The organism is Streptomyces sp. NBC_00859 (assembly GCF_045161865.1).
GTDB lineage: Bacteria > Actinomycetota > Actinomycetes > Streptomycetales > Streptomycetaceae > Streptomyces.
On sequence record NZ_CP108826.1, the window covers coordinates 3,424,030 to 3,436,717 of the forward strand.

Below are 12,688 nucleotides of genomic sequence, written 5' to 3' on the forward strand. Positions count from 1 at the left end.
CCCATCGGGTTTCCTCAACTCAGTGGCGACCCTAACCCCGACCACTGACAATGCCGGGATCCGTCGCACTGCAGCAACATGGCCTTCACAACCGGACCATCACAATGGGGAATCATGATCCGATTCGAAAACGTCACCAAGCGGTACGCCGACGGCACCACCGCCGTCGACGACCTCTCCTTCGAGATCGCCGAGGGCGAACTGGTCACGCTCGTCGGACCGTCCGGCTGCGGGAAGACCACGACGATGAAGATGGTCAACCGGCTCATCGAGCCGACCGGAGGCCGGATATTCATCGACGGGGACGACATATCCGCGGTCGACCCCGTCGAACTCCGGCGCCGGATCGGCTATGTGATCCAGCAGGTCGGGCTCTTCCCGCACAAGACAGTGCTCGACAACACCGCGACGGTCCCGCACCTGCTGGGCGTCAAGCGCGCCACCGCACGCGCCAGGGCGGCCGAACTCCTCGACCTGGTGGGCCTCGACCCGTCCGTCTACGGCGGCCGCTACCCCGAGCAGCTGTCCGGCGGCCAGCGCCAGCGGGTCGGCGTGGCGCGCGCGCTGGCCGCCGATCCGCCCGTGCTCCTGATGGACGAGCCGTTCGGCGCGGTCGACCCGGTCGTGCGCGAGCGCCTCCAGAACGAGTTCCTCGCCCTCCAGAAGTCGGTCCGCAAGACCGTTCTGTTCGTCACCCACGACATCGAGGAGGCGGTGCGGCTCGGCGACCGCATCGCTGTGTACGGGCAGGGGACGATCGAGCAGTTCGACGCCCCGGCCGCGGTGCTCGGCGCCCCCGCCACCCCCTACGTAGCGGACTTCGTCGGCGCGGACCGCGGGCTCAAGCGGCTCTCCGTCACCCCGATCGAACCCGGCGACCTGGAACAGCCTCCGGTCGTCCACCTCGACGACCCGCTGCCCGCCACCCTTCCGGGCTGGGCGGTCGTCCTGGACCGGGAGGAGAATCTGCACGGCTGGATCTCCGCCGCCCAGGCCGCGACGGCCAAGGGCACGGTGCGCGAACACGCCCGCCGGATGGAGGCCCGGCTGCCCGTCGGGGCCTCGCTCAAGCGGGCGTTCGCCACCATGCTCCAGTACGACGCCGGCTGGGTCGCGGTGATCGACGAGGAGGGCGCGGGCCGGTTCCTGGGGGCGCTGACCCCCGCGCGGCTGCACGAGGCGCTGCGCCGCTCCACCGCGGCCGACGCCCGGGACATCGCGCGCGACGAGGTGGAACTGGAGACCGTCAGCGGCCGTTGAGCCGCTGGCTCAGCCATACGAGCCCGGCGGGTATCTCGCGGCGCCAGGTGTTGAAGTTGTGCCCACCGCTCGTCAGGGTGATCGACGAGAGCCGGGTGGGCGGCTTCACCTTGTCCATGAACCGCATGGTGTTGCGGTAGTTCCCCTCGCCCTTCCTGCTGGTCGTGACGAGCAGTGAGGTCTGCGGGGCCGGCCGGTGGTCCAGGCTCCACATCAGATCCGCCCGGCGCCGCTCCCGGCCGTCGCCGTGGAAGAGATCGCCCGTCGTCGGGTCCTCCGCCGCGCGGTAGTACGCCGAGAGCCCCGCCCCCGCCCCGTACACGCCCGGGTGATGGATCGCCAGCTTCAACGCGCAGTAGCCGCCGGTCGAATCCCCGATGAAGCCCCAGCTCCGGGGCCCGTGACCGACGCGGTACGTGCTCCCCACCGCCCCCGGCAGGTCCTTGGCGAAGAACGTCTCGCTCTGCGGTCCGCCCTTTATGTCCACGCACTCGGTGTCCCGCGGCGGGGCCACCGTGGGCCGCAGCATCACCAGGACCATGGGGCGCATCTTCCCGGCCCCGAGCTGCTCGAACTCGGTTCTCGGGTAGTGCAGTCCGTGTATCAGGTTCTCCGCGGTGCCCGGGTATCCCGTCAGCACGACGGCCGCCGGAAACGTTCGCTTGCTGTACGCCGGCTGGAAATACTGGGGTGGCAGATAGACGTACGCGGAGCTGGCTATCTTCGACGTCCGACCCTGTATCACCACCTTCTGTATCTGCCCCGCGACCGCCGGCTCGGTGCCGCCGGCGACCTCCAGGCCCTCCCTCCCCACGACCTGGACGTGACGGCTGCCCGCGTCGTGGTCGACGACCACGCCGGGCGCCTGCTCCTGGCCGAAGAGATCGGCCCAGGAGCCGTAAAAGAGAAAGGAGTTGTTGGCCATGAGCCCGACCGCGGCGAAGACCGCCACCTGGGTCGCCAGGAACAGGCCGATCCGCCCGGCCACCGCCCGGCCGCTGCGCCGTGCGAGCCGCGGCCAGAGCCAGATCGTCGCGGCGAACAGGACGACGGCGAGCAGTGCTGCGAGCGCCAGAACCTTGTGGCTGGTGAGACCCATGGGTAGTCGAGCTTTCTGCGGAGAGAATTTCCGGGTGACGGATGAACCCGCTCCCCGTGATTGACGTCCTAGAGGACACAAAATGTCCGGATGCTGCGCCGACTCCGGCGACCGGCGGACAGAGAACCTCTCGTGGAGCCGTGGGAAGCGATGTCTGTGCCGGTAGATGGGGAAAAGTCGGTAATGGTTCCGAAGAGTGTTCGACGGATCTTCCGGGGCCCCCGCCCCGAGGTGGTCCCCGCCCTGGTCGGCACGGCCTGCACGGTCGTCGGCCTTCTCGATATCGCCGGCGGGGCCTTCCCCCGGTTCCGGCACAGCCGGATGCATACCGTCGCCGAGGTGCTGCCCGGTGCGCTCGGCCCGTTCACCGCGGCTCTCGCGCTCTGCGTGGGGGTGCTTCTGCTTCTCCTCGCCCACGGCCTCAAACGCCGTAAACGCAGAGCCTGGCGGGCCGCCGTGGTGCTGCTGCCCATCGGCGCCGTGGCGCAGTTCGGCTACCGGCACTCGATCGTCGGGGTGCTCATCTCGCTGGTCCTGCTGACGCTCGTCGTACGCCATCGCACCGAGTTCGACGCGCTGCCCGACCCGCGCAGCCGGTGGAAGGCGCTCGCCAACTTCGTGGTGCTGGGCGCGGGGTCGCTGGGCCTGGGCCTGGTCATCGTGAGCGTCCACCCGGGACGGGTGGTCGGCAGCCCCAGCATCGCGGACCGCCTCCAGCACGTGCTGTACGGCCTCTTCGGCTTCGAGGGTCCGGTCGAGTACCAGGGCAGCACGTCGTCGACCGTTGCCTACTCGCTCGGCGCCCTGGGGCTGCTCACCGCTGTGACCACCATCTATCTGGCCTTCCGGCCCGAACACCCGGCGGCGCGCCTCACCGACGAGGACGAGAAGCAGCTGCGGGCCCTGCTGGCGAAGCACGGCGGCCGTGACTCGCTCGGCCACTTCGCCCTCCGCCGCGACAAGGGCGTCGTCTTCTCACCCAGCGGAAAGGCGGCCGTCTGCTACCGGGTCGTCTCCGGGGTGATGCTCGCCAGCGGTGACCCCATCGGCGACGTCGAGGCGTGGCCCGGCGCGATCGAACGCTTCATGGACGAGGCCAAGCTGCACTCCTGGACCCCGGCGGTGATGGGGTGCAGTGAGACCGGCGGTGAGGTCTGGACCCGTGAGACCGGCCTCGACGCGCTGGAACTCGGGGACGAGGCGGTGGTGGATGTGGTGGATTTCTCCCTCGCCGGGCGGGCGATGCGCAACGTACGCCAGATGGTGAAGCGCATCGAGCGCGGTGGCTACGAGACGCGGGTCCGGCGCGTCCGTGACGTCGGCGACGTCGAGCTGGAGCGGATCAGGGCGGCCGCCGCGGCCTGGCGGGGTACGGACACGGAGCGCGGATTCTCGATGGCACTCGGCCGGATCGGTGACCCCGGCGACGGGGACTGCGTCATCGCCACCGCCCACAAGGCCGACGGGCCCGAGTCACCTTTCGGCGACCTGAAGGCGATCATCCACTTCGTGCCGTGGGGCACGGACGGGATGTCGCTGGAGCTGATGCGCCGCGACCGGGCCGCCGACCCCGGCATGAACGAGCTTCTGATCGTCGCGGCTCTGGAGGCGTCCCCCGGGCTCGGCGTGGAGCGGGTCTCCCTCAACTTCGCCATGTTCCGCTCGGCGCTCGCCCGCGGCGAGAAGATCGGCGCGGGCCCGGTCCTGCGGGGCTGGCGGGGGCTGCTCGTCTTCCTCTCCCGCTGGTTCCAGATCGAGTCGCTGTACAAGTTCAACGCGAAGTTCCAGCCGCGCTGGGAGCCGCGGTTCGTGGTCTTCCGCAACACCGGCGATCTGCCGCGCATCGGCTTCGCGGCGATGCAGGCCGAGGGCTTCGTGAACCTGGGACTGCCGTGGCCGTTCTCACGGCGCGAGCGGGTGACCGGGCGTCCGTGCGTCCACCTCACGGGGACCGGCGGCGAGAGCGGGGCACGGGCGGCGTAACGCGCCGCGGGGACCGGGCCGCCACCACCGGCCGGCCCCCGCGGGCCGCCACCGCCCAGGTGACCGCCCGCCCGCGGCCCATGTCCCCCGGTCCCGGCCCCGCCGTCCGCCTCCCCGACCGTGTGACCACCGGCATCCGGGCCCGGCGCGACTCCGGGGACACCCCCTAGGCTGGGGGTCATGAGTACGTTGCACGGGCGGGGCCGGGTGGCAGGACTGCCGGAGTGGGACCGCTGCGCGGTCATGGGCGTCGTCAATGTGACGCCCGACTCCTTCTCCGACGGCGGTCGCTGGTTCGACACCAACGCCGCGGTCAAACACGGCCTCGACCTGGTGGCCCAGGGCGCCGACCTGGTCGACGTGGGCGGCGAGTCCACCCGCCCCGGCGCCAGCCGTGTCGACGCCGACGAGGAGCTGCGCCGGGTCGTGCCCGTCGTACGCGGACTGGTCTCCGAGGGCGTCACCGTCTCGGTCGACACCATGCGGGCTTCCGTCGCCGAGCAGTCGGTCGGGGCGGGTGCCGTCCTGGTGAACGACGTGAGCGGCGGGCTCGCCGACCCCGCCATGGTCCCGGTGGTCGCCGCCGCCGGAGCCCCCTTCGTGGTGATGCACTGGCGCGGCTTCAGCGAGTCGATGGCCGCCCGTGCGGTCTACGCGGACGTGGTCGGCGAGGTCCTCACCGAGCTGCGCGCCCGGGTGGAAGCGGCGGTCGCGGGAGGGATCGCGCCCGAGCGGATCGTGGTCGACCCGGGCCTCGGCTTCGCCAAGGACGCCGAGCACGACCTGGCGCTCGTCGCCCGCCTGGCGGAGCTGCACACGCTCGGGCGCCCGCTGCTGGTGGCCGCCTCCCGCAAACGTTTCCTCGGCCGCGTACTGGCGCGGGACGGTGCCACCCCGCCGCCCGCCCGCGAGCGGGACGCGGCCACCGCCGCGGTCTCCGCGCTCGCCGCCCAGGCGGGCGCCTGGGCGGTCCGGGTCCACGAGGTGCGCGCCACGGCCGACGCGGTCCGTGTGGCACGGGCAGTCGAGGGCGCCGCATGACCGCCGCCACCGATGTGGAAGAGGTCGAGCTCGCCAACACGGCCTTCTACGAGACGATGGAGCGGGGCGACTTCGATGTCCTCTCCACGCTCTGGCTGGAGGACGAGATCTCCTGCGTCCACCCCGGCTGGCCGGTGCTCACCGGGCGCGGCGACGTACTCAGGTCCTATGCGCTGATCATGGCGAACACCGAGTACATCCAGTTCTTCCTGACCGATGTGGTGGTCAACGTCGCCGACGACACCGCTCTGGTCACCTGCACGGAGAACATCCTCAGCGGCGGCCCCGCGGAGGAGGCCGGTGAGCTGGGCCCGCTGGTCGGGCAGCTCGTTGTGGCAACCAACACGTTCCGCAGGACGCCCGAGGGCTGGAAACTCTGGTCCCACCACGGCTCGCCCGTACTCGCCGAGACCGGTGAGGGCGAAGAGGGCGGAGAGGCCGCGGACGAGGGCGACGCGACGCCCGCCTGAGCGGGCACCTGAGCGGGCTGTCACCCGCCTGAGTGGGCCGGCCCCTTCACAGGGTTCGTTTCCACCGGCGAGGGTAGGGGCGAATATCACCCACCCAGAACCATGACCACAGCCCCCGTGACCGGGTGCTGTCGGTAGTCGCAGGTAGATTCGAATGTGTGGGCCGTGCCGACCGCATTCGGCGCCGGCCCGCCTACCGACGAACAGCAGGAGTGATTCGCGTGGATCGTGTCGCGCTGCGCGGCCTCAAGGCCCGTGGGAACCATGGCGTCTTCCCGAGGGAGCGCGAGGAGGGCCAGACCTTCATCGTGGACCTGGTGCTGGGCCTCGACACCCGCCCTGCGGCGGCCGACGACGACCTGACGAAGACCGTGCACTACGGCGTCGTGGCGGAGGAGGTCGTCGACGTCGTCCGGGGCGAACCGGTCGATCTGATCGAGACCCTGGCCGAGCGGATCGCCCAGCAGTGCCTCAAGCACGAAGGTGTCGAGGAGGTCGAGGTGATCGTGCACAAGCCGGATGCCCCGATCACCGTCCCCTTCGACGACGTGACCATCACCATCATCCGGAGCCGAGTATGACCGTGTATCCCAGTGGGGCGCAGAGCGACCCGACCGTACAGCCGGTACCGGCCTCCGTGGTCGCCCAGGTCGATGCGGCGGATGTGACGCTGTCCAATCCGAAACGGGCCGTGATCTCCCTCGGCGCCAACCTCGGCAACCGGCTGGAGACCCTCCAGGGCGCCATCGACGCCCTGGAGGACACCCCGGGCCTGCGGGTCAAGGCCGTCTCCCCGGTGTACGAGACGGAGCCCTGGGGCGTCGACCCCGGTTCGCAGCCCTCGTACTTCAACGCCGTGGTCGTCGTGAAGACGACGCTGCCCCCCGAATCGCTCCTGGAGCGCGGCCAGGCCATCGAGGAGGCCTTCGACCGGGTGCGTGAAGAGCGCTGGGGCCCGCGCACCATCGACGTGGACATCCTGTCGTACGCCGATGTGGTCTCCGACGATCCGGTGCTGACCCTCCCGCATCCCCGCGCGCACCAGAGGGCCTTTGTGCTGGTTCCGTGGCACGACGTCGACCCTGCTGCCGAGGTACCCGGCCGTGGCCCGGTCGCCGAGCTGCTGACGGTGGTCGGCAGCGAAGGTGTGCTGGCCCGAGCCGATCTGGAACTCTGCCTGCCCGACTAGGCGTTAGCCTCTGGGGGGGTCCGGGCGCTTGGGCGGCCGGGCACCGGAGCGGCCGGCCGCGATCAGGGCAGACAAGGAAGAGCAGAGTCACGTGAAGCAACTACGGCTCGGTGTACTGGCCGGCCTGTTCGTCGTCGCCGGAGTGCTCTCCTGGGCGGGCGCCCGGCTCTGGAACACGGTGGGCACCCTGCCGAGCGTGCCGCTCGCGGCGCCCATCGTCCTGGCGGCCATCGCGGTGGTCCTGCTCGCTACGGCGCTCTCGCTCCGCGCCCGGCTGCGGGCCCAGCGGGAGCGCCGCCCCGGCGCGAAGGGCGTGGACCCGCTGATGGCCGCCCGAGCGGTCGTCTTCGCCCAGGCCAGCGCGCTGGTGGCGGCGCTGGTCTGCGGGATGTACGGCGGCACCGGGGTCTACCTGCTCAGCCACCTGGACGACCCGGCCCGCCGGGACCAGGCCATCTACGCCGGCTTCTCACTGGTGGCGGGCGTAGCGGTCGTCGCCGCGGCCTTCTTCCTGGAGCGGGTGTGCAAGCTCCCGGACGACGAGGACCACAACGGCCAGGGAGCAGCCGTCTGAGGCTGTCCCGTCGCCCCTGGCGGGCGCACGGCGACAGCTACGGCACTCCCCGAGCCTCAGCGGCCGGGGCGCCCCCCACGCCGCGTCGTCGGAACGCACGAATACGTCCGGTCCGGCTCCAGTACGCGAACGTCCCTCCGCCTTGCGATGCAACGCATCCGACGCCGTGCGCCGACCCACCAGGGACGACGGGAGCGCCCTCAGGACCGCGACCACGTCCTGCCCGGCCCGCCGGGTCCGCCCGGCCCCAGGTATGTCCAGCAGGAGTGCCCAGCCCTGGGCCGGTTCAGCCCTGAGCCGGTTCAGCCAGCGGTCCCGGAGGCCCTGGGCCCGGCCCAGGGCCTCCGGCTCCGGGTCTGTTCAGCCCACGGTCCCTCTCCGGCCGGCCGTGATCAGCGGGCCATGATCAGGCTCATCGCTTCGGCCCGGGTGGCGGGGTCGCGGAGCTGGCCCCGGACCGCCGAGGTGATCGTCTTGGCCCCCGGCTTCCGGACTCCCCGCATCGTCATGCACATGTGCTCGCACTCGATGACCACGATCACCCCGCGCGGCTCCAGTATTTTCATCAGCGACTCCGCCACCTGCGTGGTCAGCCGCTCCTGTACCTGGGGACGCCGGGCGAAGACATCGACGAGCCTGGCGAGTTTCGACAGGCCGGTGATCTTCCCGTCGGACGACGGGATGTAGCCGACGTGGGCGACTCCGGTGAACGGCACCAGATGGTGCTCGCAGTGACTCTGCACCTCGATGTCCTTGACCAGGACCATCTCGTCGTGGCCGAGGTCGAACGTAGTCGTCAGTACGTCCTCGGGCTTCTGCCGCAGTCCGGCGAAAATCTCCCGGTACGCGCGCGCCACCCGGGCCGGAGTCTCCAGCAGGCCCTCGCGGTCCGGGTCCTCCCCGACGGCGATGAGAAGCTCCCTGACGGCATTCTCGGCCCGCTTCTCGTCGAACTCGCGGATCCGGCTCGCGCCGTCCAGCGTAATCGGGTCGGTCATCGATTCCTCGCTTCTCAAAGAAAATGCCGCACCCCCCAGGCTAGAACCTGGGGGGTGCGGCATGCATTCCGGGGCTTGCCGGGGAGAAGAGCTGCGGTTCAGCTCTCCGGCCGGTCCTCGGGGACGGCCTCGACGCCGCCGCCGTCCGAGGGTGTCGCACCGTTGGTGCCCGTGGTGACCGCACCCACGGCGCCGTTGGTGAGCGCCAGCTCCCGCGGCGAGAGCACCGGCGGGCGCGTCGAAGGCGTACGCCGGTTGGAGCCGGTCCACGCCGGGCGGGCCGGACGCTTCACAATGCCGGAGAAGACCTCAGCGATCTGCTCCTTGTTCAGCGTCTCCTTCTCGAGGAGCTGGAGGACCAGGTTGTCGAGAACGTCGCGGTTCTCGACGAGGATCTCCCAGGCCTCGTTGTGCGCGGTCTCGATGAGCTTCTTGACCTCTTCGTCGACCAGCGCCGCGACCTCTTCCGAGTAGTCGCGCTGATGACCCATCTCCCGGCCGACGAACGGCTCGGTGTTGTCTCCACCGAACTTGATCGCGCCCAGGCGCTCGGTCATGCCGTACTGCGTGACCATCGCGCGAGCGGTGGACGTCGCCTTCTCGATGTCGTTCGCCGCGCCCGTGGTCGGGTCGTGGAAAACGAGCTCCTCGGCCGCGCGCCCGCCCAGCATGTACGCGAGCTGGTCGAGCATCTCGTTACGCGTGGTCGAGTACTTGTCCTCGTCGGGCAGGACCATCGTGTAACCGAGGGCCCGGCCTCTGGACAGGATCGTGATCTTGTGGACCGGGTCCGAGTTGGGAGAAGCCGCCGCGACCAGGGCGTGTCCGCCCTCGTGGTACGCGGTGATCTTCTTCTCCTTGTCGGACATGATCCGGGTCCGCTTCTGCGGGCCCGCCACGACACGGTCGATCGCCTCGTCCAGTGCCTCGTTGTCAACGAGCTTGTGGTTGCCGCGCGCCGTGAGGAGCGCGGCTTCGTTCAGCACGTTGGCCAGGTCGGCACCGGTGAAGCCGGGCGTACGACGGGCTACGGCGCCCAGATCGACGTCCGGGGCGACCGGCTTGCCCTTCTGGTGAACCTTGAGGATCGCCAGCCGGCCGAGCATGTCCGGACGGTCGACCGCGATCTGCCGGTCGAAACGGCCGGGACGCAGCAGTGCCGGGTCCAGGATGTCGGGCCGGTTGGTGGCGGCGATCAGGATGACGCCGCCCTTCACGTCGAAGCCGTCCATCTCGACGAGCAGCTGGTTCAGTGTCTGCTCGCGCTCGTCGTGGCCACCGCCGAGGCCCGCACCGCGGTGCCGGCCGACAGCGTCGATCTCGTCGACGAAGACGATCGCCGGAGCGTTCGCCTTGGCCTGCTCGAAGAGGTCACGCACTCGGGAGGCACCGACACCGACGAACATCTCGACGAAGTCGGAACCTGAGATCGAGTAGAACGGGACACCCGCCTCGCCCGCTACAGCGCGCGCGAGAAGCGTCTTGCCCGTTCCGGGCGGCCCGTACAGCAGGACGCCCTTGGGGATCTTGGCGCCGACGGCCTGGAACTTCGCCGGCTCCTGCAGGAACTCCTTGATCTCATGGAGCTCTTCGACAGCCTCGTCGGACCCCGCCACATCGGAGAAGGTCGTCTTGGGGGTGTCCTTGGTGATCAGCTTGGCCTTTGACTTGCCGAACTGCATGACCTTGGAGCCGCCGCCCTGCATCTGATTCATCAGAAACAGGAAGACCACGACGATGAGTACGAAGGGCAGCAGTGACAGCAGGATCCCGACGAAGGGGTTCTGCTTCGACGGCGAAACCGTGTAGCCCTTCGAGATGTCGCCGCTGTCGACCTTGCTCTGCAGCTTGGCGGCGAGGGCAGTGCCCTGTGCGTCGCCGATGTAGTTCGCCTGGAACTTGCCGCCCGACTCGCCGTTTAGCTTCTGGCCGTTCTTCATCTCGATCTTGATGACGTTCTCGTCACCAGTCGTGACCTTGGCCTGCTCGACCTGGTTCTTGTCGATCGCCTGGACGACCTTAGAGGTGTCCACTGACTTGTAGCCGCCCGACGAGCCGACGACCTGCATCAACACGACCACGGCGAGGACGGCCAGCACGATCCACATGACCGGCCCACGGAAGTATCGCTTCACGTCCATCCATACGGGGCGGAACTACGCCCCGTCCCTCCTGCCCGTAGGTAAATGCTGCTGTGAGTAAAGACTGTTCTTCGGACGGTACCCCAGCATTGCCGCCCGCGACCTCACGGGAGTGCCGATGAACCCGCCTTCCCCTGCTCCAACGGCGGGAAATAGGTGAGGGTTCCCGTTCGGCTCACGGCTGAATGCCGGGCCGTCCGACAGGGCCGGACGGGCTGTCAGCCGCCGTAGACGTGCGGAGCCAGCGTTCCGACAAAGGGGAGATTGCGGTACTTCTCGGCGTAATCGAGTCCATAACCGACAACGAACTCATTCGGAATATCGAACCCGGACCACTTCACATCGAGCGAGACCTTTGCCGCATCCGGCTTACGGAGCAGTGTGCAGACCTCCAGCGAGGCGGGCTCACGTGATCCGAGGTTCGACAGCAGCCAGGAAAGAGTCAGACCCGAGTCGATGATGTCCTCGACGATCAGCACGTGCTTGCCCTTGATGTCGGTGTCCAGGTCCTTGAGGATCCGGACGACACCCGACGACTGGGTGCCCGCGCCGTACGACGACACCGCCATCCAGTCCATCGTGACCGACGTCGACAGCGCACGGGCCAGGTCGGCCATCACCATCACGGCGCCCTTGAGAACACCGACGAGCAGCAGATCCTTGCCCGCGTACTCCGCGTCGATCTTCGCTGCCAGCTCCCCGAGCTTGGCGTCGATCTCTTCCTTGGTGATGAGCACCGACGCGAGGTCGGTGCCCATGTCTTTCTCGTTCACCCGGGCCACTTTCAGTTGCTTGTGCTTCGGCTTGCGGCGCAGCTCTGCGTCAGCCTTGCCGGATAACCAGTCTGCCACCCTGCCGTTGAGCCTCCACCCGGCCGGGGAGGTTGATGGCTCCCTGCCCGCGCCAGCCGGTGATCAGCCGGTCGATCTCCTCGATGTGGCGGGCGAAGAGGGAACCCGCCGGCGCACCGGCGGCGATGGCGGAACGGCGCAGCACCCGGCTGCGGACGGCGGGCGGCAGGGCGTAGAGCTTGGCGCACTCCAGCTGCCCCGACTCGTCCCTGGAGGCTTCTTCGGCGTTCGCGGCCCAGGCGTCCAGCGCGTCGGCGTCGTCGCGGGAGAGACGGGCGGTGCGGGCCAGCGCTTCGACGACCCCTTTGCCCAGCGACTTCTCCAGGGCGGGCAGGCCTTCGTGGCGCAGTCGGGAGCGGGTGTACGAGGGATCCGCGTTGTGCGGGTCGTCCCAGACGGGGAGGTGCTGGACGAGACATGCCTTGCGGGCCGTCTGCCGGTCGAGGTGGAGGAAGGGCCTGCGGTACCGCCCGGCCGCCCCCGAGACGGCCGCCATACCGGACAGGGACCGGATGCCGGAACCGCGGGCGAGGCCGAGCAGAACGGTTTCCGCCTGGTCGTCCCGGGTGTGGCCGAGGAGGACGGCGGCGGCGCCGTGGCGCTCGGCCAGGGCGTCGAGCGCGGCATACCGGGCGTCCCTGGCCGCCGCCTCGGGGCCGCCGGCCCTGCCGACCGTCACGGCGACGGAGTCCACGGGGTCGAGCCCGAGGCCCGCGAGACGGGAGACGACTTCGGCGGCGCGTGAGTCCGAGCCGTCCTGGAGTCCGTGGTCGATGGTCACGCCACCCGCGCGGACGGCGAGCTTGCGGGCCTCGAAGGCCAGGGCGGACGCGAGCGCCATGGAGTCGGCGCCACCGGAGCAGGCGACCAGCACCAGTGGCCGGTACCGCTCGGACGGGGCGTCTCCCGGGTGCGCGCCCGGGGAGTGCGGGCCCGCTGCCGGGAGCCCGGACTGCCCGCCGGTTGCCGGGTGTTCGTTGATGGCCGTCTGTTCGTTGAGTACGTCGTGGAGTACGCGGCGGACCGCCAGGCGTATCGCTGCGACCGCAGGATGGGGACCCATATCCGGTGCCCTTCGGTGG

General features: G+C 69.8%; 12 protein-coding genes. 7 read left to right on the forward strand and 5 right to left on the reverse strand.

Annotated features, from left to right (window positions below; all coding sequences use genetic code 11):
- The first annotated feature begins 114 nt into the window (after window positions 1-114).
- The gene (locus OG584_RS14740; RefSeq protein ID WP_405778280.1) at window positions 115-1,260 is read left to right on the forward strand and encodes an ABC transporter ATP-binding protein; all 1,146 of its coding nucleotides are present in this window, start codon (window positions 115-117) and stop codon (window positions 1,258-1,260) included.
- Here the strand turns inward: OG584_RS14740 and OG584_RS14745 are convergent.
- Window positions 1,247-2,359: an alpha/beta hydrolase gene (locus OG584_RS14745; RefSeq protein ID WP_405778281.1), complete on the reverse strand. Its 1,113-nt coding sequence runs from the start codon at window positions 2,357-2,359 to the stop codon at window positions 1,247-1,249. The two genes, OG584_RS14740 and OG584_RS14745, sit on opposite strands and share 14 nt — an antisense overlap.
- A 150-nt stretch (window positions 2,360-2,509) precedes the next feature.
- Between OG584_RS14745 and OG584_RS14750 the strand changes: the two genes are divergently transcribed.
- The 6 genes from OG584_RS14750 to OG584_RS14775 all read left to right on the forward strand — a co-directional run bounded on the left by OG584_RS14750 (window position 2,510) and on the right by OG584_RS14775 (window position 7,616).
- Window positions 2,510-4,342 (forward strand): phosphatidylglycerol lysyltransferase domain-containing protein, encoded by a 1,833-nt coding sequence (locus tag OG584_RS14750; protein ID WP_405778282.1) that lies wholly within the window; start codon window positions 2,510-2,512, stop codon window positions 4,340-4,342.
- Window positions 4,343-4,522: 180 nt separating this feature from the next.
- Window positions 4,523-5,383 (forward strand): dihydropteroate synthase, encoded by an 861-nt coding sequence (gene folP, locus OG584_RS14755; RefSeq protein ID WP_405778283.1) that lies wholly within the window; start codon window positions 4,523-4,525, stop codon window positions 5,381-5,383.
- Window positions 5,380-5,853, forward strand: a complete 474-nt coding sequence (locus tag OG584_RS14760; protein ID WP_405778284.1) for a nuclear transport factor 2 family protein — start codon at window positions 5,380-5,382, stop codon at window positions 5,851-5,853. The genes folP and OG584_RS14760 overlap by 4 nt, the downstream gene beginning before the upstream one ends.
- Window positions 5,854-6,074: 221 nt before the next feature.
- Entirely contained in the window at window positions 6,075-6,434 is a 360-nt protein-coding gene (gene folB / locus OG584_RS14765) for a dihydroneopterin aldolase (protein ID WP_405778285.1), read from the forward strand.
- Window positions 6,431-7,042: a 2-amino-4-hydroxy-6-hydroxymethyldihydropteridine diphosphokinase gene (gene folK, locus OG584_RS14770; RefSeq protein ID WP_405778286.1), complete on the forward strand. Its 612-nt coding sequence runs from the start codon at window positions 6,431-6,433 to the stop codon at window positions 7,040-7,042. Before folB ends, folK begins: the two co-directional genes overlap by 4 nt.
- A 91-nt stretch (window positions 7,043-7,133) precedes the next feature.
- Window positions 7,134-7,616, forward strand: coding sequence for a DUF3180 domain-containing protein (locus OG584_RS14775; protein ID WP_405778287.1), 483 nt, complete (start codon window positions 7,134-7,136; stop codon window positions 7,614-7,616).
- A 392-nt stretch (window positions 7,617-8,008) separates the two neighbouring features.
- Here the strand turns inward: OG584_RS14775 and folE are convergent, their stop codons facing one another.
- The 4 genes from folE to tilS all read right to left on the reverse strand — a co-directional run bounded on the left by folE (window position 8,009) and on the right by tilS (window position 12,669).
- Window positions 8,009-8,614: a GTP cyclohydrolase I FolE gene (gene folE / locus OG584_RS14780; RefSeq protein WP_405778288.1), complete on the reverse strand. Its 606-nt coding sequence runs from the start codon at window positions 8,612-8,614 to the stop codon at window positions 8,009-8,011.
- A 98-nt stretch (window positions 8,615-8,712) separates the two neighbouring features.
- Window positions 8,713-10,755, reverse strand: a complete 2,043-nt coding sequence (gene ftsH, locus OG584_RS14785; RefSeq protein ID WP_405778289.1) for an ATP-dependent zinc metalloprotease FtsH — start codon at window positions 10,753-10,755, stop codon at window positions 8,713-8,715.
- Window positions 10,756-10,973: 218 nt separating this feature from the next.
- Window positions 10,974-11,513: a hypoxanthine phosphoribosyltransferase gene (hpt, locus tag OG584_RS14790; protein WP_405784076.1), complete on the reverse strand. Its 540-nt coding sequence runs from the start codon at window positions 11,511-11,513 to the stop codon at window positions 10,974-10,976.
- Window positions 11,514-11,577: 64 nt separating this feature from the next.
- The gene (gene tilS, locus OG584_RS14795; protein ID WP_405778290.1) at window positions 11,578-12,669 is read right to left on the reverse strand and encodes a tRNA lysidine(34) synthetase TilS; all 1,092 of its coding nucleotides are present in this window, start codon (window positions 12,667-12,669) and stop codon (window positions 11,578-11,580) included.
- Between the last annotated feature and the right edge of the window lie 19 nt (window positions 12,670-12,688).

What these genes read in the sequence shown, in the direction of transcription:
- OG584_RS14740 (WP_405778280.1), top strand. Translation starts at nt 115, where the DNA reads ATGATCCGATTCGAAAACGTCACCAAGCGGTACGCCGACGGCACCACC.
- OG584_RS14745 (WP_405778281.1), bottom strand. Translation starts at nt 2,359, where the DNA reads ATGGGTCTCACCAGCCACAAGGTTCTGGCGCTCGCAGCACTGCTCGCC.
- OG584_RS14750 (WP_405778282.1), top strand. Translation starts at nt 2,510, where the DNA reads ATGTCTGTGCCGGTAGATGGGGAAAAGTCGGTAATGGTTCCGAAGAGT.
- folP (WP_405778283.1), top strand. Translation starts at nt 4,523, where the DNA reads ATGAGTACGTTGCACGGGCGGGGCCGGGTGGCAGGACTGCCGGAGTGG.
- OG584_RS14760 (WP_405778284.1), top strand. Translation starts at nt 5,380, where the DNA reads ATGACCGCCGCCACCGATGTGGAAGAGGTCGAGCTCGCCAACACGGCC.
- folK (WP_405778286.1), top strand. Translation starts at nt 6,431, where the DNA reads ATGACCGTGTATCCCAGTGGGGCGCAGAGCGACCCGACCGTACAGCCG.
- folE (WP_405778288.1), bottom strand. Translation starts at nt 8,614, where the DNA reads ATGACCGACCCGATTACGCTGGACGGCGCGAGCCGGATCCGCGAGTTC.
- ftsH (WP_405778289.1), bottom strand. Translation starts at nt 10,755, where the DNA reads ATGGACGTGAAGCGATACTTCCGTGGGCCGGTCATGTGGATCGTGCTG.
- hpt (WP_405784076.1), bottom strand. Translation starts at nt 11,513, where the DNA reads ATGGGCACCGACCTCGCGTCGGTGCTCATCACCAAGGAAGAGATCGAC.
- tilS (WP_405778290.1), bottom strand. Translation starts at nt 12,669, where the DNA reads ATGGGTCCCCATCCTGCGGTCGCAGCGATACGCCTGGCGGTCCGCCGC.